This window comes from Tateyamaria sp., assembly GCF_039945315.1.
Taxonomy (GTDB): Bacteria; Pseudomonadota; Alphaproteobacteria; order Rhodobacterales; family Rhodobacteraceae; genus Tateyamaria.
Window position 1 is genome coordinate 26,785 of the sequence record NZ_JBDUXB010000045.1, and the last position, 23,464, is coordinate 50,248.

Genomic DNA, 23,464 nt, shown 5'->3' on the forward strand with positions numbered 1-23,464 from the left:
ATGCTATCGATCTCTCGCAGGCGCGTTTTGTTGAGTGCGCTTGCGGCCAGCCTTTCCGGTCATGCGCTGGCACAGCAGGTGTCCGGGGCATCTTACCAGATAGATGAACAAACCCTAAGCGCCTACCTCGACGTACTCTTGCCCGCAGATGATCTGACACCTGCGGCCAGCGCGCTAAATGTGGCGGGCGATCTTATCGATTTTGCCAGCGAGTCCCCACAGTTCGGTCAGTTTCTCGCCGTCGGAACACAGTGGTTGAACAAGACTGGTCGCGGGCCTTTCCACACGCTGTCCCTGTCCGACCAGGAGCGCGTCGTGAAATGGATGAGCAAGGCGGATCGCGATACGCTGCCGGGCCGCTTTTTCCTACTGGTGCGTCTGACGGGGGTCGAATTCTATTACTCCAAACCTGAAGTAGCGCGTGCGTTTGGCCTGAACACCGCCCCCCAACCTGCCGGATATCCCCCGCCATGGCAGTAGATGGAAAATATGATGCAGTGATTATCGGTGCAGGCGCGGGGGGCGCTGCAGCGGCATGGCGGTTGTGCGGCCACGGGCTGCGCGTTCTCATCCTTGAGGCAGGACCGCGATTTGATCCGTCTGTCGACTATCCCCTGACAAACGCAGATTGGGAACGACGCGGGTTTCCGACAAAGCCCAATTCACAGGGTGCCGTATCCTACGGAGATCTGGGCACGCTGGATCCGGAAGAAGTGGACCTGGCCACATGGAACACGGTATCGGGCCGACTTTTTAAAAACCCGGTGCGGGTGCCAAGTGCCGCAGGCTATTCGCATGTTCAGGGCGTTGGTGGCAGCACGCTGCATTATGTTGGCGAAGCGCACAGACTGAATCCATCCTCTTTCCACCTTGCATCGGATCAAGGGGTTGGGGCGGACTGGCCGCTTAGCTTTGATGATCTCGAACCGTTCTATGTGACATGCGAGACTGAAATCGGCGTGGCAGGTGCCCCATCCCCAAGCCCGCGCTGGCCGTCGCATGCGCATTTGCAACCTGCCCACCCGCTCAGCACCTCTGCGCGCGCATTGGGAGAGGGGGGCGAGCAGTTGGGCGTGATCTGGGAACCCAACACCCGCGCGGCCTTGTCCGAGCCCAAGGATGGGCGACCCAACTGCAACTATTGCGGCAACTGTTCGCGCGGCTGCCCGCTAGGGGACAAAGGATCGGCGGATGTCACGTTCATCCGAAAGGCCGAAGCAACGGGCCTGCTGACCATCTGGACTGATGCACAGGTGACCCGGCTGATAGCAGGACCGTGCGGGCGCATACGCTCTGTGACCGGGGTCCGGGGCGGGGCGCCTTTCGAACTGGACACACCAATCCTGATCCTAGCCGCCGGAGCCGTACAAACCCCACGCCTGCTGCTGGCAAGTGACGTGGCGAACAGTTCGGGGCAGGTCGGGTGCAATTTCATGGAGACGCTGGGATGGACCAGTGCGGGGCTGCGCGCCGGGCTAAGGAATTCGCACAAAGGGTTGCCTGCGGATGCCGTATCATGGACCTACAACAGTCCTGGTTCAGTGCCGGGCGTTGCAGGTGGGTGCCGCTTTACGGCCTCGACCCAAGAGGTGGGTCTTATGGGTCCCGTCGCCTATGCCAGCCGCGTTGTGGACGGCTATGGGGCGGCGTTCAAGGCGCAGATATGGCGCGATTTCGGCTCTGCCATCTCGGTCTCTGGAACGGGTGAGACGATCCCGGATGCCCGCAGCTTTGTCGCACTTGATCCTGAGCAGGTGGACGATGCGGGCGTGCCCGTCGCCCAGATTAATTCTGTTTTGACCGACCATTCACTTGCTCTGTTACGCTTCATGGCCGGTCAGTGCCGTTCCCTATTGGCTGCGGCGGGTGTTGAGGAGGTTCGCGAAGAATACGGGTCATGGGACAGCTTTACCGCCACCCACGCCTTTGGCACCTGTCGTATGGGCGATGATCCGACCACTTCCGTGGTGGATGCGTTCGGACGCGCGCATGACATCGAAAATCTCTATATCGCTGACGCCAGTGTCTTTCCCAGCAGCGGCGGAGGAGAGGCCCCGGCAATGACCATTCAGGCGCTTGCCGTCCGCCTCGCGGATCGACTGATCGCCTGAAACCATCGTACAGTTTTTCTGTGCGGAATTGATCCGGATCAGGTCAGCCCTGATTCAACCGGGATATTATGAGGGCATCAATCAGATGAGGAGACCGTTGATGAAACTCTTGATCACGTGCGTTGCTGCAATATCCGCGTTGTGCGGTGCGGCATGGTCCGAAGATGCCAAAAACGGAAAACAGGTTTTTGAGACCCACTGCGCGGTTTGTCATGGTCTGGATGCCTATGGCGACGGTCCCATGGCGCCTGCGCTACTGGTCCAGCCCACTGACCTGAGCCAGCTGACCGCTCAGAATGGGGGGGTGTTTCCGGTTGCTCGCATTGTGATGCGCATCGATGGGCGGGACCCGCTGGTCAGTCACGGATCAATGATGCCGGTTTATGGGGCGTTCTTTGATATCGACAGCGTACCGCTCAAGGCCGAAACGGGCCAACCGATCATGACAAGTTCACCGGTCGTGGATCTGCTCGCCTACTTAAGGACGCTGCAGGAATAGCGTCTAGCGCGGCAGCGGGTTGGTTGCCTTGTTATAGGCTTTCCAGTCGGTGATTTCGGGGTAGTACATGCCCCGCCATTTGCGCACGCGTGGGTTCATCACACGGCGCCAGATGCGTGGCATCATCGCCGCGATGGTCATCACTGGATAGCCATACGGCAGTTGCGGAGCGTCGGCCTCGGTATAGTTTTGCAAAACTGGAAAGCGGCGATCTGGCTTGTAGTGATGATCGGAGTGGCGTTGCAGGTTGATCAGCAGCCAGTTCGATGCCTTTTGCGCTGAATTCCATGAATGGCGGGGCTGAGTGTGTTCGTATTTCCCGTTGCCCAGATGTTTGCGCGTCAGCCCGTAATGTTCGATGTAGTTGACCAGTTCCAATTGCCAGATGGCAACGCCTGCTTGCACGGCGAAAAGGACAACACCGACCCAGCCCCCAAGCACAAAGGCCAACAGCACAAAGGCCAGTTGCAGCGCGCCGTACTTCCAAAACGGGTTGGAAAAGTCTGTAACGGGCAGGTCCTTGCGCGCCAACATCGCCTTTTCCGCGCCCCAGGCCGACCAGAAACACTGGTGCAGTACGCGCGGGTAAAAGTGGTAAAAGCTCTCGTTCATGCGCGCCGTTACCGGATCACGCGGCGTGCCAACATAGCGGTGATGCACCAGAAGGTGTTCGGACCGGAAATGAGAATAGAGCACCATTGCGAGCAGGAAGTCAGCCAACCAGCGTTCGACCCTGTTCTTCTGGTGCATTAGCTCGTGGCTGTAGTTGATCCCCACCGTGCCACTGATCACGCCAATGCCAAAGAAAACGCCGAATTTTTCTAGCCCTGAAAGGTGCGTCGCCGGGGCCACATAGGCGATTAACGAAAACAGCATCACAAATTGCGCTGGTGCCCAGACAAGGGTGATGGCGCGGTACCAGAACATGTCCTCTTCGGACGTGTCCAGGTCAGCATTGTCAGTGTTTAGCCCGACGGCCAAATCAAGGACGGAAAACAGGTACCACGTCGCGATCGGCAAAAGCAGGATCAGCCAGCCGCCGTAAGCAGCCCCTAGGTAAGCCAGCGGAATCAGAAGAAATGACATGGCAAATGGCAAAGCATTCGCCAGTTTGGCCACGGTCTGGGTGGGCAGGGTCATGGATGTTCCTTCTCCGCGCGCCTCGGATTTATACGACCGGCCGCATGCCTCTGCCAAGCGTGGCCCAGCGCCACGCCTTATTTCTGCGCCAGATCGTAGGCTTTGCGCATCACCGTGGGCAGGTCAGAGGGGCGAAATTTGTCGCGGGGCAGGAATGCTCCTTGGGTGTCGTCCTCTACGGTGGCCACCATGACATCGAGGATCAGGTGGAAGTGTGTGAAGGTATGCCGTACCTCTCCGTCCACCTTGGCCCAATCAGCGCTCAGCGGCGCATTCTCAAGGCGCGGCAGGCTCGCATCAATCCAATCTGATCCCGGCCAACCAAGCATCCCCCCAAGCAGTCCGCTTTCGGGCCGTGTTTCTAGCAACCACGCGCCATCGCTGCGCCGGGCAAGGTAGACGGTGCCATGGCGCACTGGTTTGGCCTTTTTGGGTGTCTTCTTTGGCAGATCGGCAGCCGTTCCTGCTGCTCGTGCTGCGCATGGGTCGCGCCACGGGCAGATCCCACAGGCTGGCGACTTGGGTGAACAGATCGTGGCCCCAAGGTCCATGACCGCTTGTGCGTAATCGCCGGGGCGCTTGTCGGGCGTCAGGTTTTCGGCATGGGTTGTCAGGATGGGTTTGGCCGCGGGCAGCGGTGTATGTTCGTCAAACATCCGTGCCATCACCCGTTCTACGTTGCCGTCCACGACAGTGTGGCGCAGATCAAAGGCAATGGAGGAGATCGCCGCCGCAGTGTAGGGCCCAATGCCGGGCAGCTTGAGCAAGGCTGCGTGATCGGCCGGGAACTGACCATCATGTTCGGCCACCACGGCACGTGCGCATTTCAGAAGGTTGCGCGCGCGGGCGTAATATCCAAGGCCGGCCCATTCGCCCATGACATCGGCGTCCTGCGCGGCCGCCAGATCGGCAACCGCGGGCCAGCGCGCCATGAATCTTTGAAAATAGGCAGAGACCGCAGCAACTGTCGTCTGTTGCAGCATAATCTCCGACATCCACACCGCGTAAGGGTTGGGTCGTACACCTGCCTTTTTGTCAGCGGGAGGCACGCGCCACGGCATGACGCGCGCGTGGACATCATACCAGCCCAGAAGTTCATCGCTCAGGTCACGCAAGATTTATGCCCCCATGTGCGCTCTTGTCTGGTTGCACAGGTCCTGATCGCCTATGTTCACATCCAAGTGAAAAGGAACATAGCCATGGCCCCGCGCCGCGCCAGTACAAAAGGGTTCAAACGCACGTCAACGTTGTTGACGGGACGAATCCGTGCTGCGAGCGAAAGCCGAGGGTTCGCGCAAAGCCGGCTGTTGACCGATTGGGCCGAAGTGGCGGGCGCAGATGTGGCCGAGGTGTCTCGACCGGTCGAGGTCAGCTATGGACGCGGTGGCATGGGGGCGACGCTGACGCTACTGACCACTGGTGCGCAGGCCCCGATGCTTGAGATGCAAAAAGAACAACTGCGTGAAAAGGTGAATGCGGTTTATGGCTATAACGCCATCGCCCGCATCCGGATCACGCAAACGGCTTCCACCGGTTTTGCCGAAGGGCGCGTTGCCTTTGGTCACAAACCCAAGGACACAACACCACCCGATCCCGCGCCTGAAATGCACAAGGCCGCCAGCCATGTGGTCGCCCCGGTGACAGATGATGGGCTGCGCGCCGCGCTTGAACGGCTGGGTGCCAACATACTCACAAAAGAAAAACAAGGAACACGCACATGAATCGCATTATCGCCGGGCTGGCCATAGCCATCGGTTTGGCCGGATATTTCTGGTATGACTCCATGAACAGTGGTGGTCAGACGCCACAGCAACAAGCACAGGCAGAGCGCCTGTTGGGCGCGGCCAACGCCCAGACCGCTGAGGCCGATGTCGATACCTCGACAGTCGTGGAAATGCAGCTGGGCAACCCTGACGCGCCCGTCACCGTGATCGAATACGCCAGCTATACCTGCCCGCATTGCGCAACGTTCCATACGGGCAACTACAAACAGCTCAAGGCCGATTACATCGACACCGGAAAGATCAACTTCATCTACCGCGAAGTCTACTTTGACCGCTTTGGTCTGTGGGCCTCGTCCATCGCGCGCTGCGCTGGCACGCCAGAGGCGTTCTTTGGCATCACCGATATGCTCTATGCGACACAAAGTGAGTGGGCACGTGCCGGTGGCGGTGATCCTGCGATGATCGCGGATGAATTGCGTAAAATCGGGCGTTTGGCCGGACTTGATGGTGAAACTCTTGAAGCGTGCCTGACAGACGCTGACAACCTGCGCACGCTTGTCGCGTGGTATCAGGGGAACGCGGCAGAGGATGGCATCCAGTCAACACCCAGCTTTGTCATTGACGGGACGACCTACAACAACATGGCGTATCCAGAAATGATGAGCCTGATCGACGAAGCGGCTGGCAGCTGATGTCGGCCTCGGCTGGCCCTCTCGCCGGGCTGCGCGTGATTGAATTGGCGCGTGTGCTGGCGGGTCCTTGGGCCGGTCAGACGCTGGCTGATCTGGGCGCCGAAGTCACCAAGGTTGAGGCCCCGCGTGGCGATGATACGCGGCAGTGGGGCCCACCATTTGTGACGCGTGGTGACGATGTGTCGGCGGCCTACTTTCATTCGACCAATCGGGGCAAAGCCTCGGTTACCATCGATTTCAAGGACCCTGCGGGCAAAGCGCGCTTGCTTGAGTTGCTGGACGGCGCCGACATTCTGATCGAAAATTTCAAGGTTGGCGGGCTGGCCAAATACGGGTTGGATTATCCAAGCCTCAAGGATCAGTTTCCGGGCCTGATCTATTGTTCGATCACGGGTTTTGGTCAAACTGGCCCATACGCACCACGCGCAGGCTACGATTTTATCGTGCAGGGCATGTCGGGTCTGATGTCTGTGACGGGTGATCCCGAAGGGCAGCCGCAGAAATCTGGAGTCGCAATTACGGACCTGTTCACCGGTGTCTACGCCACCACCGGAATTCTGGCCGCCCTTCATGAGCGCGCCCAAACGGGCAAGGGCCAGCAAGTGGACATGGCTTTGCTGGATGTGGCGGTGGCCATGACCTCAAATCAGGGGATGAACTACCTGACCAGCGGCATCGTCCCCGGGCGAATGGGCAATGCACATGTGAATCTAACCCCCTATCAGGTTTTTGATTGTGCAGACGGGCATATCATCATCGCGACAGGGAACGACGGACAGTATGCGCGCCTGTGTGAACTGCTGGGGTTGGATGAGATGATTAGCGCACCGGAATTTTTGCGCAATTCCGACCGCGTGGCGAACCGGGACGAGATGACCCGGCGATTGACTGCGGCCACGCTGTTGCACACCCGTGCTGATCTTCTGGCTGCTTGCGAGGCGCGCGGAGTGCCCGCCGGGCCGATCAACAACATGGCCGAGGTGATGGCCGACCCTCAGGTGCAGGCCCGCGGCTTGCAGATCGAGACAGATGGAGTGCCGGGCATCCGCACGCCGATCCGGTTTTCGGATACAGAACTGTCCTTTGATCGGCCTGCACCAAAACTGGGCGAAAACGACGCCTGAAGATATTTTGCATCCGGCGGGATTTTTTTAGGCAGGTAAGATTACCTAGTTTTCAGGGCATCGAGCGCTGTATCGAGCGCCGTGGCATCGTCGAACTGCAGCCGAACAGGTAACGTGATCACCTTGGCACGGAATGAGGGCGGCAGGCGCACAGCGTCTTTTTCGGTTGTGACCAGTTGCGCGCCGCGCAGTTTCGCCTCCCCTTCCAGCCGTATGAGAAAAGCTGGGGAGAGGGGTTGGTGATCGCCCAATGCCTCAGACCGGATCAGGTTGGCCCCAAGATCTAGCAAAGTATCAAAGAATTTTTGCGGTCGCCCAATGCCGGCGAAGGCGATGATCGGTGCACCTGTCCATTCCATGCCGGTTTGCAGTGGGGCGAGATGCGCGCGCAAGCGAGGCAGACTTTCGGGCAGGGGCGTGGCGTCGAACTGAGTCTGCGCCTTGTCCGGGCCTATTGAGATCAACAGATCAGCCCGCTTCAGGCCCTCATCTGCGGGTTCGCGCAGTGGACCCGCAGGCAGGCATAGGCCATTGCCAAAGCCGGTTTCGGCATCGACCACGACGATCGATAGTGCGTGTAACAGTGCGGGGTTCTGAAACCCGTCATCCAGTACGATCACGCTGGCGCCTGCTGCCTTTGCCGCCTCGGCCCCCGCTGCCCGGTCGCGCGCCACCCAGGTACGCGCGAAAGCGGACAACAAAAGCGGTTCGTCTCCGACCTGGGTCGCATTGTGCTTGGCCGGGTCAACTTCGACCGGCCCTTCCAGTGTCCCGCCATAGCCACGGCTGACGATGTGTGGGGTGTGAAACGCGCCTTGCAACTTCTCGATCAGGGCCATCACTGTCGGGGTTTTGCCGGTGCCACCTGCATTAATGTTGCCGACGCAGATCACTGGAATGCCGGGATCGTAAGGGGTGCCCTTGGCCAGGCGCCGGGCGGTTGCCTGGCCATAGAGCGCGCCAAGCGGTGACAGCAGGCGTGCGCGCCAGTCCTGCGCCCCTTTGTCAGAAGTCCAGAAGTCCGGTGCCCGCATCAGGCAATCCCGCCGTCGATGGCATCCAGATGGGATTGGGTCAGGTCAATCACACGATCAAGGCTGATCGCGGCCTTGGTGACCACGTCCCAGCCCGCCATTGCCATCAGGGCGGCCTGATCCGGTGCGGTAATCTGGCTGATTGCGCGCCTAAGGGCGGCCTTGTCACTGACCATGCGCGCCGCACGTGCCCGCACCAGACGGGCGATTGCGTCCGCATGCGCCCCCATATTGGGTCCGTACATCAGAGCGGAGCCATGGGCGGCGGCGATATAGGGGTCAAAGACGCTGTGCCCGGGACGCAGCGAGCCGCCCAGAAATGTGACCGGAGCAATGCGCAGCCAAAGCCCCAATTCGTCGTCCGCATCGACCACCAACACCTGACAATTGTCGTCAGGCAACTGCCCATCACCCCAATAGACAGCCCGCATGTCCGCCGTGCGGGTCAGGTCCATGAAATGGGCGCTGTCGGCAGTAGATTTGGCGTGCAGGATCAACAAAAGGCGATGAGAGGTGCGTACAGCCAGCTTATGCGCGCCTACAAGGATACGCCCCTCTGCCCGTGCTGTATGCGCAGAAAGCCAAGTGGGGCGACCCGCAAGTGCGTCGGTTACGTCCGCTATATCGGTGTCGTTGGCAGGCAGCATCTCGCCTGATGGATACAAGGGGCTGCCCAGTTCGATGAGTTGCTGCGCGCGACCCAATTGCTCCAATCGGTCGCGGGCGTCCGCATTTCGGGCAATCACATGGTCAAACGTGGCCAAAAGGCGCTTGGGCACCTCGGGCAGCCAGCGATCGCGCCGTCCGTCGAACCCATCGCTGGCTGCGTCGATCAGCATCATGTGCGCTCCGCTTTCGGCCGCCTCTAGGACCAGGTTGGGCTGCAGGTCACCCCAAGCCCATATAACAACATCGGGCCGCCAGTGCGCGATGAAGGCCTGTGCGGTGGTGGGATGATCGTCAGGGAGGTCCGCCAGATACACACCTTCGACCTCTGGTAGATCAAAATCGCCGTCTGCCAATGTCAGCACCACATGGGTGCCGTGCCGCACCCGGATCAACTGGAGCGCAAGGTCCGCGATGGCGCGTGTGTTGCCCGCTTCGGAAGAGTGGATCCACACGACCTCTCCGCTGGGCCGGTCACGTGCCGGAGCGTAGTCCGGGACGGCGCGCCGCCCGGACAATGTCCGATACGCTGCCAACCCAAGGGAGTCGCGCATTGCGGACCTCAGCCCAGCTCTTCGGTGGCGGTGGCTGCGTTTTCCTCGTCCCGCAGGCGGTGCAGGTGCGCGATGTAGTAGCGCATGTGAGCATTATCGACCGTACGGTGTGCCTCGGATTTCCAGGCGTCAAAGGCTGAAGCGTAGTCCGGGAAAATTCCGACGACATGCAGCGCATCCACATCCTTGAATACGTTTTTCGAGGGGTCCACCAATTCGCCACCAAAGACGAGATGCAGGCGCTGGGTCATGGGGTTTTCCTTTGATCACTGGGGTCTGGGGCAATGAGCGACAGTTTGCGCATCTGGTGCGAGGGGTCAAGCGGAGTGCGGCGCAAGCCTGTCAACAAGGGGGCCATGGAGCGCGTCGCCTGCGGCCACCACACCGTTCAGTGTGGGGTGCGCATTGTTGAACTGCAGCGGCGCTCCGGCCCGGTCGCTGATCTTGCCACCGGCCTGCGAGACGATCAGCGCGCCGGCCGCGATGTCCCACTCCCATGTGGGGCGCAGTGTCAGCATTCCGTCAAATCGTCCTTCACCGACCAGCGCCAGACGATAGGCGAGCGACGGGCGGTAATGGCGTTCCATATCCGGTGTTTCACCAATCCAGTTTTTGTCATCAAAACTGGGGCGCGCGGCCAGAACGGTGCTGTCCGGGGACATTGGTGCGCCACTTGCGCGGATCGGCGCGCCGTTCAGCGTCGCACCCGCCCCAAGCCCGGCGGCGTAGAGTTTGTCATGCATTGGCAGAAAGATCGCCGCCGCAGTCACTTCACCCGCATGCGCGACCGCGATGGAGATGGCCCACGTCCGGCCGCCCTCGACAAAATTCCGCGTGCCGTCGATGGGGTCAATGATGAAAACGGTCTCCTGACCAAGGCGCGTATCGGAATCCTCGGTCTCCTCCGATAGCCAGCCGTAGTCAGGCCGCGCAGTGCGCAGGGTCGACATAAGCATATCGTTTACGGCCAGATCCGCCTCGGTCACGGGTCCTGCATCGCCGGGTTTGTCCCAGCGTCTCGTGGCTGGCCCGGTAAAGGACGTCGCAACACGCCCTGCCATGCGGGCGACATCGATCAGCAAAGGAAGATCAGCTGCCGGCAAGGGTCATTCCGGACACGAGCAGTGAAGGCACAACGCGGCTCAGATGCGCTCGCGCGTCGTTGGCGGGCACCATGGCGCGCAGCATATCTGGCAGACTGCCTGCAATGGTGCATTCGTTCACCGGATAGGTGAGTTCACCGTTTTCCACCCAAATCCCAGCGGCGCCGCGCGAATAGTCTCCGGTGTTGGGGTTGATGGTGGATCCAATCATCGACGTCACGAGCAAACCGGTGCCCATGTCCCGGATCAGGTCAGCGCGGCTGACGGTGCCTGAATCCAGCGTCACGTTCCATGTGGACGGAGAAGGGGGCGAGGCAGTCCCGCGCGCCGCGTTCCCGGTCGAGGGCATGCCGAGCTTGCGTCCGGTGGCAAGGTCAAGGGTCCACCCCGTTAGCACGCCATCCTCAACAATGGCCCGCCGTTCGGTCGGAAGACCCTCGGCATCAAAGGGGCGCGTACCGGTCGTACGTGGTCGATGCGGGTCTTCGATCAGGTTCAGACCCCCGGGTAGCACCGGTTGGCCTAACAGATCGCGCAGCCAGGAGGCCCCGCGCGCGACGCTGCTCCCGTTGGCGGCTACCAGAAGGTGCCCGATCAGAGAGGAGGAGATGCGTTCATCAAACAGCACCGGATAGGCGCCCGTCGGGGGTTTGCGCGCGCCGACGCGTTCAATGGCGCGCGAGCCGGCACTGTGTCCGATGTCGTCTGCTGCCCGCAGATCAGCCTGAAAGATGCGCGCGTCTCCGTCGTAGTCACGCTCCATTCCGGCACCGGTGCCGGCAATGGCCACACAACTCAGCGCCCGGTCGGTGCGCCGATACCCACCCGAAAACCCATTTGAGCCTGCCAGCCAAATGTCGCGTGCGCCATAAGCTCCGGTGGCCTGTTGCACCTGTTCGACGCCTTTGACGGCCATCGCTGCGGCTTCGGCCTCAAGGGCGTCCTGCTGAAGATCGGCTGCACTGGGTTCCGATGTGTCGTCATAAAGTTCTAGGGCTTCAAGGTCCCAGTCAGTTGCCAGTTGGTCGGGCGTGGCAAGTCCTGCATTTGGGTCATCCGGTGCCTCCTGCGCCATGGCCACAGCCCGTGCTGCCATCTCGTCCACAGTTCTATCCGAGGTGTCAGAAGAAGACACATTGGCCTGCTTCTGGCCTACAAACACGCGTAAACCAAGATCTATGTCTTCGGACCGCTCAGCCTGCTCCAATGCGCCTGCGCGCACATCTACGGACACGGATGTGCCTTGGATTGCGATGGCGTCCGAGGCATCTGCCCCCGCCGATTTGGCGGCCTCGAGCAGGCGGGCGGTCAGGCTGGACAGGTCGGACGGGGTCATGAGGCTGCTCCGGTGAGATGCGCCTTCAGGTAGCGGTGCATGCCCTCAGGTGCAAGGGCATGCGACCCCATAGCGCCCATTCAGCGGATGCGCTGACCGTTTGCCAGAACATGACCTTCTGGGTTTACCTCGATACGCGAATTCAGCGTATCGGGCGCGTCACCGGGAACCGCGAACAGGCCCATCATCATACGGGCCCCCATCGCCTGATCCTCGGGCACAAGGCCCATGCCGACCAGCTTGTCGAGAAGGCCGTTCCCACCCACAAGGTTCAAGTTGATGCCGCCCAAGGGGCGGGGCATCCCGTCAAAGGTCACCAGATCGCTGTTGTCGAAGGTAAAGGAGCCTTCACCAGTCAGCTTGGCTCCGGCGGCGTCCAGTTCCAGCGCGTTCAGCGTCAGCGCATTCAATTCGCCAGGTGTGGCACCCGTTTCCTCAAGGATTGCCGCTTGCGTCGGGTCAAGGAAGTTGAACAGAACCTTGGCCTGTCCGCTCAGATCCACCAGCAAAGAAGCGGGATCGCGGGGCAATTGTCCGCTGGGGTCAAACAGACCCCAAATCATGTCCGACATGGTAAAATCGCTCAGCAGAACCTCGAGACCGAAATCCTGAGGATCCGGGGATTTTTGCAGTGGCATCATGAGGGTCGTGCCAATCTGGGCTGCAGAGATGGACAAAGGCAAAGGGAATTCTGTGATCAGCATGTTATAATCAACATTGCGTTGCTGGATACCGTAACTCAGTCCGTTCGTATCCATGGCGATGCTGATTTCACCGCCTTCAGAGGTGCTGTTGGCCGTGCCACTGCCATCCGGGCCACTGAAGGAAAGTTCATAGTTGCCGCCCGTCGACGTAAAGGTGCCGTCAAAATCGAGGCCGGAACTCAGCATCGCATTCATGTCTTGGGGATCGCTGTCCAGCGGCAACGCCCCGTTGCCGTCCATCGCAATCCCTTGCATTGCGCCTACCAGCTTGAAGGTGCCTTCGCCCTCTGGTTCGGTAAAGGCCACGTCATAGCTGACGCCGGCAACGCTCATGTCCTGTGCGATGGTGCGCATATCCCCGACTGTGGTCTTCACCGTGTAGGCAAGGTCGGACATTGCAATACTGACCTTTGCGATGTCTGCAGGTACGGGCACGCCGTTTACCGTCAAGCCCGACATAGCCAGAGTCGAGGCAGAGGCGGTGTAGTCGTATGTCAGATTTCCCGGTTCGCCCGTCGCGCTCATCACCGGGTCCGTCTGGTCAAAGTCGATGCTGAAGGTCGCCACTTCGCCCGTCTCGGGTGTCATGGTCACGTCGATTGAGGTCTGTGCAGGCAGTTCGATGGATACGGACCCGTCTCCCTGCTCGACGAAGCGCAGGGTACCCATGGAAATGCTGGCGGCTCCTTCGGCCTCGTCTTCCGCGAACTGCATCGACATGTTGAGATCAGATACTGTCAGCGTCTCGCCACTGGTCGCGGTACTCGCGGTGACTTCATAACCGGCGCTTGTCATATAATCCTTCCAATCCGACCACACATCGGCGCCGGTGAGATCTGCAAGTGCGGCCGTGCCTGGCAGGCAGAACGCCAACGCGGTGCTGCGGGTCAAGATGGAAAAGCGGGTCATGATAGAATCCTTCGGGTCAGAATAGGGCTGTATCGTCCGGTAGCGCTGGACGCGCGTCAAGGTCTTGTGCTGGACCTCTACGTATCTGCGAATTACGACAGTGCAAGGCGGATCAGCGGGAAAGGTACGCAAAATGCAGGACATGTCGGGACAAACGGTGCTGATCACGGGTGCAAGCCGTGGGATTGGGGCCGATACGGCTAGAATCTTCGCTGCCGCTGGGGCCAATGTGGCACTGGTGGCGCGCGGTAGCGATGCGATCACCGCTTTGGCGGAGGAGATCGGAGCACAGGCGATCGCAATTCCTTGTGATGTCAGCGACTATGACGCCGTTGCAGCAGCCGTGGGCCAGACGGTTGCCAGGTTCGGTGGCCTCGATGTGCTAATCGGCAACGCAGGTGTGATCGAACCCATTTCACACCTCGCCTCCACAGACCCGGCCGCATGGGGACATGTGATCGACATTAATCTCAAAGGGGTCTTTTACGGTATGCGGGCGGCCTTGCCTGTTATGCTCGCTGCTGGCAAAGGCACAATCCTCACCATCAGTTCCGGCGCCGCACACGGCCCGGTGGAAGCGTGGTCACATTATTGCGCGTCCAAGGCTGCTGCGGCCATGCTCACACGCTGTGTCGACAAGGAAAACGGGGCCTCAGGCATTCGCGCCATGGGCCTTAGCCCCGGCACTGTGGCTACCCAGATGCAGCGCGAAATCAAGGCAAGCGGGATAAACCCAGTGAGCCAGCTTGACTGGTCTGATCACATTCCGGCGGACTGGCCCGCGCGCGCGTTGTTGTGGATGTGCTCAGATGCCGCGGATTCATGGCTGGGCCAGGAAATCTCATTGCGTGATCCGGAAATTCGCGCCGCCGTGGGCCTGACATGATCCACGTAAAGTCGGAAGGTGGGATCACAACCCTCACGTTGGATCGCCCCGACAAAGCCAACGCGTTGACTGAAGCGATGTTGAGCGATCTGCTGAAGGCCGTGAACGCAGCCAAGGACGCGCCCGCCCTGATCCTGACAGGCACAGGCCGGGTCTTCAGCGCCGGCGCAGACCTTGAGGCTGCCCGCGCGGGTCTTGCCACCTCGCCCCTTTGGGAGAAGCTGTCGGGTGCCATTGCCGCGTATCCGGGCCTCAGTATTGCCGCTTTGAACGGGACTGTGGCCGGTGGGGCCAACGGTATGGTGCTGGCTTGCGATCTGCGCATTGCCGCGCCGGGAACCAAGTTCTTTTACCCAGTCATGAAGCTCGGGTTTTTGCCGCAGCCCAGTGATCCGATACGCATGACCGCTCTCGTTGGAGCTGCACGCACGAAATGGATGCTGATGGCCGGGCAAAAGATCGATACGGATCAAGCGCTTGCCTTTGGTCTGGTGGATCAGATTGTGCCTGCGGAGAACTTGATGGATCGGGCCTGGGCACTTTGCACAGACTGTGTTGCTGCTGATCCGAGCACGGCACGTGCCATCAAAGTTTTGTGTCAGGAGGAAACACGCCGATAGCGTTTCGGAGAATCGTCAATGCATGCTACGACTTCACACACCATGGCGCGCAAAAGTTTCATCATTCGACCCGACCGTCCGGCACGTTTACTCGAGCCTGCGTCAAAGGTCATGACCCGCCAAGAACGGGTCTCATTGCTTGTTCAATGTATACTGCCAGAAGTGCGCGATGCTTTGGACACGCGCCCCGTGGCGCCGTCTTCCAAACGCAAGCTCTAGCGCGCCCGTCGCTTGCCCGGAATTTTCGAGGCAAAGCCGGGCGGGCGCTTGGCTACCCACTTGGCGAATTTCGCAAGGCGCGGGTGCGCGCGCAGCGCTTCGGGCGTGTTGAACTCCCGGGCCAGTTCCGCTTCGCTTAGTGACGCATGCACTTCGCGGTGGCAAATATGATGCATCAACACTGTTGGCCCGCCCTTACCCCCTTTTAGCTTTGGGATCAGGTGGTGCAGGCTGGAGGGTGCATCGTCCGGGATCGGACGGTCACACAGCGGGCAAATCGGGTCGGACATTCTGCGTGCTCCCTTGCACAACACGTCATGACCGTGACAATTGATGCGCAGTATAAGTGGGGCAAGGGTACTCAGTGGAATTTGATCTCGAAAGCCAGCCGGAGATTGTGCAAACAATAGCCGGCTATGCGGTTCAGGGTTACGAACTTGCGCTCAGTTGGTTGTTGAGCCCAGCGGCGTGGTCTCAGTTTGGGTTGCTGATCGTGGCTTACGTGGCCGCCGTTCTGGTCACGCGGCGGATGCGCCCGGCGCTTGGCCGGCTGCTCGATCCAGGCGAAAGCGACAGCATCATCGCCCAATCCCGCCGCTTTGTGGCGCAGTTCCTGCCGCTCCTGCTTCCACTGATGGCCTATGCGTTCACGGGCATCGGGGAAACCGTGGTGCGCTCGATCTTTGACAGTGGCGCGGTGATCGCCTTTGGCAAACGCGTTTTCCTGTTTCTGGCCGCGCGAGCCCTTGTGCGGGACATCATCAAGGATCCGTTCCTGAAGCTGCTGGGGCGCGTTGTTCTGGTGCCCGTTGCGGCCATCTATGCGCTGGGCCTGCTCGATACTGTTTCGGAGTTGTTGACCGAAACTGTTGTTGGTCTTGGCAACATCCAGTTTTCCCTGATGAGCATCGTGCGCGGGCTGATAGCAGGGTCTATCCTGTTCTGGCTGGGCCAGTGGTCAAACAAACAGTCCGCGACCCTGATCGAACAACAGGATCAGATGCGCCCGTCGATCCGGCAACTGTTGCTCAAGGCGGTCGAGTTCTCGATCTTTGGCGTCGCCTTCCTGCTGCTGATGAACATCATGGGCGTCAACCTGTCTGCACTGGCGGTGATCGGGGGCGCGATTGGTGTCGGGCTTGGTTTCGGCCTGCAAAAGATTGCGTCAAACTTCATCTCTGGTGTGATCCTGCTGATCGAGGGTCAGGCGACTGTTGGGGATTATGTGGAGCTGGACGGGGGAGAAGCCGGGATCATCGTTAAGATGACCGCCCGGGCGGCAATTCTTGAAACTTATGATGGCCGCTGGATCGTCGTCCCAAATGAGGATTTCATAACCACTCGTGTGGTGAACTATTCCGACTCTGGGTCCGCCAATCGCTACGAAGCTCCATTCTCGGTGAGCTATGACACGGACATCAACACGATTCCGGACATCATCGAAGCGGCTGTGGCCAAGCATCCCGAAGTGCTGAGTGAACCCTACCCCCCTGATTGTGAGTTGCGAGGGTTTGGGGACAGCGGCATCGACTTTGCCGTCGAGTTCTGGGTGAATGGGGTCGATGACGGGCCGAACAAGTACACTTCGGACGTGCTATTCCTGATCTGGAACGCGCTCAAGGACAACGACATCACCATCCCATATCCACACCGCACGATCGAAGTGTCGGGCGAATTACGAACGCGCTCTGAATGAAACAGGTCGCAGTGATTGGTGCAGGCCCGGCTGGGCTGGCAGCCGCCGAGGTGATGGCCGCGGCAGGATTGGGCGTCACTGTTTACGAGGCCAAACCGTCGCTGGGCCGCAAATTTCTGATGGCGGGAAAGTCGGGTCTGAACCTGACCAACGCGGCCCCGATGGATCAGGTGATCGCGCAGTATCACGAAGCGGCCCCGTGGCTGTCACCGGCCCTTGAGAGCTTTGACAATGAGGCTATCGCGGCATGGGCTAATGATCTGGGTCAGGACATGTTCGTCGGTACAACCAACCGCGTCTTTCCGCGTGCCATGAAAGCGTCTTCACTCTTGCGCGCGTGGCTGGCCCGGCTGGATGGGTTGGGAGTAGCACGTCGTACACGTTGGCGTTGGACAGGATGGGAAGGCGAGGCTTTGTCGTTTGACACCCCGGACGGACCTCAGGTTGTGCAGTGCGACGCGGTCGTTTTGGGGCTGGGCGGGTCCAGTTGGGCACGGCTGGGATCGGACGGCGGATGGGCGGATGTGCTGGGAGCACAGGGCGTCGATCTAGCACCGTTTGCGCCGGCCAATGCAGGGCTATCGGTGGACTGGTCCGAACACATGTTCCGCCTGCTTGGTCAGCCTTTGAAAGGCGTGGCATGGCGGGCAGGAGACTTCCGTTCTCGAGGCGAGGCAGTGTTGTCGCGCCGGGGGCTGGAAGGCGGCGGCATCTACTCCGTCTCGCGCGGGGTGCGGGAGGGCGCGCCGCTTTATGTTGATCTGCTGCCGGACCTGAGCGTGGATGAAGTGGCAACGCGCCTGGCACGGCCTCGGGGCAAAAACAGTTTCGCCAACCACCTGCGCAAGGTGTTGAAGCTTGACCCATTGCGCATCGCGCTGGCGCAGGAATGGGGGCGGCCATGGCCTGAAGATGACAAGGCGATCGCGCGGCGCCTAAAAAAGCTGGTCGTGCGTCACGACGGGGTGCGCCCAATGGACGAAGCGATTTCAACAGCTGGAGGCGTGCCCGCGACGGCCCTAGATGCGCGTCTGATGCTAAACGCCAAACCCGGCGTGTTTTGTGCAGGCGAGATGCTGGACTGGGAGGCCCCGACCGGGGGGTATTTGCTGACGGCCTGCCTTGCGACAGGACGTCATGCGGGGCAAGGCGTTGTGGACTGGCTGGCCGGGTGAACCCCGGCCTTGTCGTTTAGTGATCCTGCGCGGCACGGAACTGCGGGCGGGCACGCAGTCGTTTTGTATAGGCCTTGAGTGGTTCTGGAATTGCGGGGAATTCTGCCCCAAACGCCCATTGAAAACAGTGCACCGCCAAAAGGTCGGGCAGTGTGATCTGATCGCCCATGATGAACTTTCCCCCTGCCGCTTCCAACATCGCCGCAAAGGTGTCGGCATTGCGCGAGAACTCCTTGTGCAGCGTCGGCGTCAGGCCGGGCACGCGCAGTTTTTCTGGCAAGGCAAATGTGTGCTTGGTGTTGACCCAAAGTGCGGCGTCCAATTCGTCAATCAGCCACAGGGTCATGGCATCCTGCCGTGCGCGTGCGGGCGTGCCCGCTGTAGCGGTCAGGCCATTATGTTTGTCCGCCAGATAGGTCATGATCGCGACGCTGTCGGTCATGACCTCATCGCCATCGACCAAAGCGGGGATCTTACCCAGAGGATTGTATTGGCGCGCCTCATCCGAGCGGGGGCCAGCCGCGACAACCTCATAAGGTTGGCCCAGTTCTTCGAGCATCCACATGACGCGAAACGCGCGGCTTTTGACGGTTCCAATGACGCGGTACATGGCCTCTCCTGCTTTTGTTGAGCGGCAAGAATTGCAGTGGACCTCAGGGGGCGCAATGGCAAATGCACATCCTGCCAGAAAGTGGCAGTGGAGACTTGGTATTATGAACAGGACGTAGCAACCGGAGAGCCATCACATGTCACACAGCGGAGCCTGCCTTTGCGGCGCAGTTTCATATGAGATCACATCCGAAGTGAAAGAAACTGGGGCCTGTCATTGCGCCATGTGCCGCAAGTGGTCAGGGGGTGTGTACCTAGCCGTGGCCGTGCCAAAGGATGGCATGAAGATCACCGGCGAAGACCAGATTGGCATCTATACCTCGTCGCCGTGGGCAGAGCGGGCGTTTTGCAAGACCTGCGGCAGCAGTCTGTTTTATCGAGTGACCGCTGAGGGGCCCATGCAGGGTGAGATGCATGTGGGATTCGGCACGTTGAGTGACGTGTCCAACATCCCGTTCACGGGCGAGCTATACATCGACCTCAAGCCCGAGGCCTACAGCTTTGCCGGGGAAGGGCGCCACCAGATGACAGACGCCGAAGTGACTGCGATGTTTGCGGGCGAGGCGTGACAATGTGGGCGCCTTGTGGCGTCGCCATGTTTCTGGCGTAACTCGTCCCTCGGACACCTCCACCATACCAGGGTCAGAGAAGACCGGCAGTTCTTAGCGTTGCGCGAGCATGGCCAGTCGGATGAACGTCCGTTCGACCAGCGCCAGCGCGGGGGCGTGTTGGCCTGCGGAGCGCAATTGCAGGTCTGTGTCAGTGAGCTCGGTAAGCGCCTGTTCCAGTTTGACTGGGCCCCACTTGCGTGCTTGCGCCACCATTTTGTCCCGGTTCGGCCCCCAGATCTGCGGGCGCCCCGTGGTGTCAACGGCGGCGCGGTGCAGCGTTCGAAAATGGCGCATGGCCCCGATGCATAGTGTGACCGCGTTCACACCTTGGGCCGAAAGGCGTTGCATTACCGGACCGATTTCAGCTGCCTGTCCGTCACCCACCACCAGCAAAACGTCATCCACCGCGGCTTCGATCGACGCGGGGGCGCATGCGCTTATGTCGTCTGCACTCAGCGGTTCGGAGTCGCCCCGTTTGTATAGCCCGATTTTCGTCAGGGTCTGGCGAAAGTCACCCGGCTCCAGATCGCGCGCGAGGGTCAGCAGCATCTGCATCGCCTCTTGCGGAGGTTGGTCGATACCGGCGGCCTTGAGGTCGCGTTCGATCTCGTCCCGTGTTGGGGGCGTGTCGTAGATCCCGGCGGCATAGGCTTGCCCATGCGCTTCAAACGCCTTGCGCAGTTTTGAGGTGGGTTTGAGCGCACCGGCGGTCACGATGATCTGTGCGTCGCCGGGATTCCAGGCGCCAAGTGCCTCGATCACGGTTGGTCCAACGTTTTCATTGGCGTCCTCGATCAAAGCCACGCGGGCTCCTGGAAAAAAGCCCATGGCTTTAACCGCATCCAGCGCCAGCGCAGGTTCGCGGCGCAGGTCGGCCGCTGCAATCCGGGTTAGGCGCATTTCTTCTTCACCCGCAGGGCCTATCAAAGCAGCGACAATCTGCTGACGTTTGTGGGCAATGCGCATGGCGTCAGCACCGTAGATCAGCACGCCAGCGGCGTCTTTGTCGGGGTTCGTGAAATAGGTGCCCGTTTGCGCAGACGTAAGTTTCACAGGTCGCTGCCTTGCAGTTGCAACACAATCTGATCGGCGAGGATGGTCATCAGCCTTTCCTGAGCATCACGGCGGGCTGCCAAAGTTGCGACTGTGGTGCCAGTGGCGGAATAGCCAACAAAGTTTTCGATAGTGTCGGTTTGCACCACGACATCTGTCCCAGCCTCAAGCAACGTGTATTCCGCTGTTCCGATCAGATGGAACCGCCGAATGTCGCCGTCCGGGTCAATGGCACGATTTTCTGCCCGCATGGCCAGATCGACGGCCAGACGGAAGGCTGGGTCGCTGGAACGGCCCAGCCGTTCTTCGAGCCTTTGGACCAGAAGGAACCCGGTGCGGTCGTCTGGTTTGTCGACCAGCACCCGGTTTTGCAACACCGTGCCCGCCCCGTTCGGCCCGTAGACCGGAGTAAACCCGCAGGCACCCAGGGCAAGGATCACGATGAAGGCGGCAACACGCATCACACCACCACGTTTACAATGCGGCCCGGCACCACGATCACCTTTTTGGGTGTACCGCCGGCCAGCGCCTTTTGTACGGGTTCGCTGGCAAGGCTCAGGGCTTCGACCTCTGCCTTGTCCATGTCTGCGGGCACAGTGATCTCGCCCCGGCGCTTGCCGTTGATCTGGATGGGAAGGGTGACAGTGTCAGAGACCAGCATTGCCTCATCCGCAACCGGCCAAGGCGCCGTCGCGATCAACCCTTCGCCGCCCTGATGGGCCCAGATGTCTTCGGACAGGTGCGGAGTCATCGGGGCCATCAACTGCGCGAGTGTCATGACTGCCTCGCGCTGTGCTGCGTATCCGGCCTTGGACTTTTGCAGAGTGGCGGTGAAGCCATAGAGCTTGGCAATAGCGGCGTTAAAGCCAAATGACTCAACGCCCATCGTCACATCATGGATGGTCTTGTGCATGGCGCGCAGCAGGTCGTAGTCACCCGATCCGCTCGCATCTTTGTCCATCGCAGCAATGCGATCACAGATCGTCCAGACGCGTCCAAGGTGCTTGTATGCGGCCTCTGCCCCAGAAGCGGTCCATTCGACGTCGCGCTCGGGTGGGGAATCAGACAGGACAAACCAACGTGCCGTGTCGGCGCCGTAACTTGCGATGATGCCCAGTGGGTCGACCACGTTTTTCTTGGACTTTGACATCTTGGCAGAAGGTATGATTTCGACCGCGGTTCCATCGGCTAGTTTTCCGTCCGATACGTCTTCCGGCAGGTGATAAACCGGCCGCCCCTTTGCGTCTCGCGTCTGGTAAATCTCATGCGTCACCATGCCTTGGGTAAAGAGGGCATCAAACGGTTCAATCGCGCTCTCGGGAAGGTGCCCGGTGATATGCATCGCCCGAGCAAAGAAGCGGGAGTAGAGCAGGTGCAGAATCGCGTGTTCAATCCCGCCGATATACTGATCGACGTTCATCCAGTATGCGGCATCTTCGGCCACAGTCGGAGTGTCGGCGCGAGGCGCGGTGAAGCGGGCAAAATACCATGACGAATCGACGAAAGTGTCCATCGTGTCTGTTTCGCGTTTCGCAGGTGCGCCACACGATGGGCAGGGCACATCACGCCAAGTTGGGTGACGATCCAGTGGGTTGCCCGGAATGTCGAAACTGACATCATCGGGCAATTCGACAGGCAGGTTCTCTTTCTTCTCGGGAACCACGCCGCAAGTGTCACAATGCACCACTGGGATCGGACAACCCCAATAGCGTTGACGGCTGAGACCCCAGTCGCGCAAGCGGTACTGCGTTTGGCCCTTGCCGAGATCGTTGGCCTCGAACCAGTCGATAGTGGCATCGATGGCCTCTTGGCTGGACACGGTTCCAACCCCGGCGAAATGGTCGATGAAGGCGACCTTTTCGGTCTTGGCGGGGACAAGAGCCTCGGTTCCTACCTCAGATTCGTCGCCGGGCATATAAAACGCATTGCGCACAGGCAGGTCATATTTGCGAGCAAAATCAAGGTCACGCTGATCGTGTGCGGGGCACCCAAAGACGGCACCGGTGCCGTAATCCATCAACACGAAGTTGCCGATCCAGACAGGCAGCTCGACGTCCGCGTAAACCGGGTGCTTGACCCGTACGCCAGTATCAATGCCTTTCTTCTCGGCCTTCTCCATGGCCGCCTCGGTCGTGTCCATCTTGCGGCATTCGTCGATGAATGCGGCAAGATCAGGATTGTCTGCCTCAAGCGCCTTGGCCACAGGGTGATCAGGGGACACGGCAATAAAGGAGGCGCCTCGCATCGTGTCGGGGCGCGTAGAGTAACACAGAATAGTCCCAGCCCCATCGGTGCGGACAAAGGGAATGTCGATGCCGCGCGATTCCCCAATCCAGTTGTCCTGCATCAGGCGGACTTTGGCAGGCCAGTTTTCAAGGTCATCGAGGGCTGATTTCAGCTCACCAGCCATATCCGAGATATTGAAGAACCACTGCGTCAGCTCGCGCCGTTCGACCTCAGCGCCAGAGCGCCAGCCCTTGCCGTCGATTACCTGCTCGTTGGCGAGCACGGTCATGTCGACTGGGTCCCAGTTCACCTGCGCCTCTTTGCGGTAGACAAGACCGGCCTCAAGGAAGTCAAGGAACAGGGCCTGTTGCTGTCCGTAGTATTCAGGGTCGCAGGTGGCAAATTCGCGCGACCAGTCGATGGACAGGCCTAGTGGTTTCATCTGTGACCGCATGTCCGCGATGTTGTCATAGGTCCACGTCTTGGGGTGGCCACCAATGGCCATGGCCGCATTTTCCGCAGGCATTCCAAAGGCATCCCAGCCCATAGGATGCAGCACGTTGTGACCTGTGGCCATCTTGTAGCGCGCGATTACGTCACCCATCGTGTAGTTCCGCACGTGGCCCATGTGGATTCGCCCACTCGGGTAGGGGAACATCTCAAGCACATAGTATTTGGGCTTGTCGGCCGTGTGTGTGGCACGAAACAGATTAGCCTCGTCCCAGGCGGCCTGCCAGCGGGCTTCGATGTCGGAAGGGGAGTAAGTGGGCATG

General features: G+C 60.1%; 24 protein-coding genes. 11 read left to right on the forward strand and 13 right to left on the reverse strand.

Features of this window, described 5'->3' with window-relative positions; all coding sequences use genetic code 11:
* The 3 genes from ABJD00_RS13895 (at nt 1) to ABJD00_RS13905 (ending at nt 2,610) form a co-directional block, all read left to right on the forward strand.
* A complete protein-coding gene (locus tag ABJD00_RS13895) occupies nt 1-480 on the forward strand; it encodes a gluconate 2-dehydrogenase subunit 3 family protein (RefSeq protein WP_413828804.1) in 480 nt (159 codons plus the stop codon).
* Entirely contained in the window at nt 471-2,111 is a 1,641-nt protein-coding gene (locus ABJD00_RS13900) for a GMC family oxidoreductase (RefSeq protein ID WP_413828806.1), read from the forward strand. The genes ABJD00_RS13895 and ABJD00_RS13900 overlap by 10 nt, the downstream gene beginning before the upstream one ends.
* 100 nt (nt 2,112-2,211) lie before the next feature.
* Nucleotides 2,212-2,610 carry a c-type cytochrome gene (locus ABJD00_RS13905; RefSeq protein WP_413828808.1) on the forward strand — a complete coding sequence of 133 codons (399 nt, stop codon included), beginning with the start codon at nt 2,212-2,214 and terminating at the stop codon, nt 2,608-2,610.
* A 3-nt stretch (nt 2,611-2,613) separates the two neighbouring features.
* Here ABJD00_RS13905 and ABJD00_RS13910 read toward each other — a convergent pair whose 3' ends face one another.
* Both ABJD00_RS13910 and mutY read right to left on the reverse strand, forming a co-directional pair.
* Entirely contained in the window at nt 2,614-3,750 is a 1,137-nt protein-coding gene (locus ABJD00_RS13910; RefSeq protein WP_413828810.1) for an alkane 1-monooxygenase, read from the reverse strand.
* 77 nt (nt 3,751-3,827) lie between these two features.
* Nucleotides 3,828-4,865: an A/G-specific adenine glycosylase gene (gene mutY, locus ABJD00_RS13915; RefSeq protein WP_413828812.1), complete on the reverse strand. Its 1,038-nt coding sequence runs from the start codon at nt 4,863-4,865 to the stop codon at nt 3,828-3,830.
* 84 nt (nt 4,866-4,949) lie between these two features.
* Here mutY and ABJD00_RS13920 point away from each other — a divergent pair, with 84 nt between their 5' ends.
* From ABJD00_RS13920 to ABJD00_RS13930, 3 genes are read left to right on the forward strand one after another with little or no spacing between them, the layout of a single operon-like run.
* A complete protein-coding gene (locus ABJD00_RS13920) occupies nt 4,950-5,471 on the forward strand; it encodes a DUF721 domain-containing protein (protein WP_413828814.1) in 522 nt (173 codons plus the stop codon).
* Nucleotides 5,468-6,166: a DsbA family protein gene (locus tag ABJD00_RS13925; protein ID WP_413828816.1), complete on the forward strand. Its 699-nt coding sequence runs from the start codon at nt 5,468-5,470 to the stop codon at nt 6,164-6,166. The genes ABJD00_RS13920 and ABJD00_RS13925 overlap by 4 nt, the downstream gene beginning before the upstream one ends.
* Nucleotides 6,166-7,290: a CaiB/BaiF CoA transferase family protein gene (locus ABJD00_RS13930; RefSeq protein WP_413828818.1), complete on the forward strand. Its 1,125-nt coding sequence runs from the start codon at nt 6,166-6,168 to the stop codon at nt 7,288-7,290. Before ABJD00_RS13925 ends, ABJD00_RS13930 begins: the two co-directional genes overlap by 1 nt.
* A gap of 41 nt (nt 7,291-7,331) precedes the next feature.
* Here the strand turns inward: ABJD00_RS13930 and lpxK are convergent, their stop codons facing one another.
* The 6 genes from lpxK to ABJD00_RS13960 all read right to left on the reverse strand — a co-directional run bounded on the left by lpxK (nt 7,332) and on the right by ABJD00_RS13960 (nt 13,596).
* On the reverse strand, nt 7,332-8,324 hold the full coding sequence (gene lpxK / locus ABJD00_RS13935; protein WP_413828820.1) for a tetraacyldisaccharide 4'-kinase: 993 nt from the start codon (nt 8,322-8,324) through the stop codon (nt 7,332-7,334).
* A complete protein-coding gene (locus ABJD00_RS13940; RefSeq protein WP_413828822.1) occupies nt 8,324-9,544 on the reverse strand; it encodes a 3-deoxy-D-manno-octulosonic acid transferase in 1,221 nt (406 codons plus the stop codon). The genes lpxK and ABJD00_RS13940 overlap by 1 nt, the downstream gene beginning before the upstream one ends.
* 8 nt (nt 9,545-9,552) lie before the next feature.
* Nucleotides 9,553-9,795, reverse strand: coding sequence for a DUF4170 domain-containing protein (locus tag ABJD00_RS13945; protein WP_108838652.1), 243 nt, complete (start codon nt 9,793-9,795; stop codon nt 9,553-9,555).
* A gap of 66 nt (nt 9,796-9,861) precedes the next feature.
* On the reverse strand, nt 9,862-10,647 hold the full coding sequence (locus ABJD00_RS13950) for a 3'(2'),5'-bisphosphate nucleotidase CysQ (RefSeq protein WP_413828824.1): 786 nt from the start codon (nt 10,645-10,647) through the stop codon (nt 9,862-9,864).
* Nucleotides 10,634-11,983 carry a TldD/PmbA family protein gene (locus tag ABJD00_RS13955; protein WP_413828826.1) on the reverse strand — a complete coding sequence of 450 codons (1,350 nt, stop codon included), beginning with the start codon at nt 11,981-11,983 and terminating at the stop codon, nt 10,634-10,636. The genes ABJD00_RS13950 and ABJD00_RS13955 overlap by 14 nt, the downstream gene beginning before the upstream one ends.
* Nucleotides 11,984-12,063: 80 nt before the next feature.
* Complete coding sequence (locus ABJD00_RS13960) at nt 12,064-13,596, reverse strand: DUF2125 domain-containing protein (RefSeq protein WP_413828828.1); 1,533 nt, start codon at nt 13,594-13,596, stop codon at nt 12,064-12,066.
* Between the two features lie 133 nt (nt 13,597-13,729).
* On the opposite strand from ABJD00_RS13960, the gene ABJD00_RS13965 reads away from it, so the two are divergent.
* Both ABJD00_RS13965 and ABJD00_RS13970 read left to right on the forward strand, forming a co-directional pair.
* Nucleotides 13,730-14,482 (forward strand): SDR family oxidoreductase, encoded by a 753-nt coding sequence (locus tag ABJD00_RS13965; RefSeq protein WP_413828830.1) that lies wholly within the window; start codon nt 13,730-13,732, stop codon nt 14,480-14,482.
* On the forward strand, nt 14,479-15,102 hold the full coding sequence (locus tag ABJD00_RS13970; protein WP_413828832.1) for an enoyl-CoA hydratase/isomerase family protein: 624 nt from the start codon (nt 14,479-14,481) through the stop codon (nt 15,100-15,102). Before ABJD00_RS13965 ends, ABJD00_RS13970 begins: the two co-directional genes overlap by 4 nt.
* A gap of 215 nt (nt 15,103-15,317) precedes the next feature.
* Here ABJD00_RS13970 and ABJD00_RS13975 read toward each other — a convergent pair whose 3' ends face one another.
* The gene (locus ABJD00_RS13975) at nt 15,318-15,611 is read right to left on the reverse strand and encodes an HNH endonuclease (RefSeq protein WP_108838191.1); all 294 of its coding nucleotides are present in this window, start codon (nt 15,609-15,611) and stop codon (nt 15,318-15,320) included.
* A 74-nt stretch (nt 15,612-15,685) separates the two neighbouring features.
* Here ABJD00_RS13975 and ABJD00_RS13980 point away from each other — a divergent pair, with 74 nt between their 5' ends.
* Both ABJD00_RS13980 and ABJD00_RS13985 read left to right on the forward strand, forming a co-directional pair.
* Nucleotides 15,686-17,017 (forward strand): mechanosensitive ion channel family protein, encoded by a 1,332-nt coding sequence (locus ABJD00_RS13980; RefSeq protein WP_413828833.1) that lies wholly within the window; start codon nt 15,686-15,688, stop codon nt 17,015-17,017.
* Nucleotides 17,014-18,192, forward strand: coding sequence for a TIGR03862 family flavoprotein (locus ABJD00_RS13985; protein WP_413828835.1), 1,179 nt, complete (start codon nt 17,014-17,016; stop codon nt 18,190-18,192). The genes ABJD00_RS13980 and ABJD00_RS13985 overlap by 4 nt, the downstream gene beginning before the upstream one ends.
* A 16-nt stretch (nt 18,193-18,208) precedes the next feature.
* On the opposite strand, the gene ABJD00_RS13990 is transcribed toward ABJD00_RS13985, so the two are convergent.
* Nucleotides 18,209-18,802 (reverse strand): glutathione S-transferase family protein, encoded by a 594-nt coding sequence (locus ABJD00_RS13990; RefSeq protein ID WP_413828837.1) that lies wholly within the window; start codon nt 18,800-18,802, stop codon nt 18,209-18,211.
* A gap of 136 nt (nt 18,803-18,938) precedes the next feature.
* On the opposite strand from ABJD00_RS13990, the gene ABJD00_RS13995 reads away from it, so the two are divergent.
* Entirely contained in the window at nt 18,939-19,370 is a 432-nt protein-coding gene (locus ABJD00_RS13995; RefSeq protein ID WP_413828839.1) for a GFA family protein, read from the forward strand.
* Between the two features lie 93 nt (nt 19,371-19,463).
* Here the strand turns inward: ABJD00_RS13995 and holA are convergent, their stop codons facing one another.
* From holA to leuS, 3 genes are read right to left on the reverse strand one after another with little or no spacing between them, the layout of a single operon-like run.
* Nucleotides 19,464-20,465, reverse strand: coding sequence for a DNA polymerase III subunit delta (holA, locus tag ABJD00_RS14000; protein WP_413828841.1), 1,002 nt, complete (start codon nt 20,463-20,465; stop codon nt 19,464-19,466).
* Nucleotides 20,462-20,926, reverse strand: a complete 465-nt coding sequence (gene lptE, locus ABJD00_RS14005; protein WP_413828843.1) for an LPS assembly lipoprotein LptE — start codon at nt 20,924-20,926, stop codon at nt 20,462-20,464. The genes holA and lptE overlap by 4 nt, the downstream gene beginning before the upstream one ends.
* Nucleotides 20,926-23,463 (reverse strand): leucine--tRNA ligase, encoded by a 2,538-nt coding sequence (leuS, locus tag ABJD00_RS14010; protein WP_413828845.1) that lies wholly within the window; start codon nt 23,461-23,463, stop codon nt 20,926-20,928. The genes lptE and leuS overlap by 1 nt, the downstream gene beginning before the upstream one ends.
* Nucleotide 23,464: the final 1 nt, after the last annotated feature.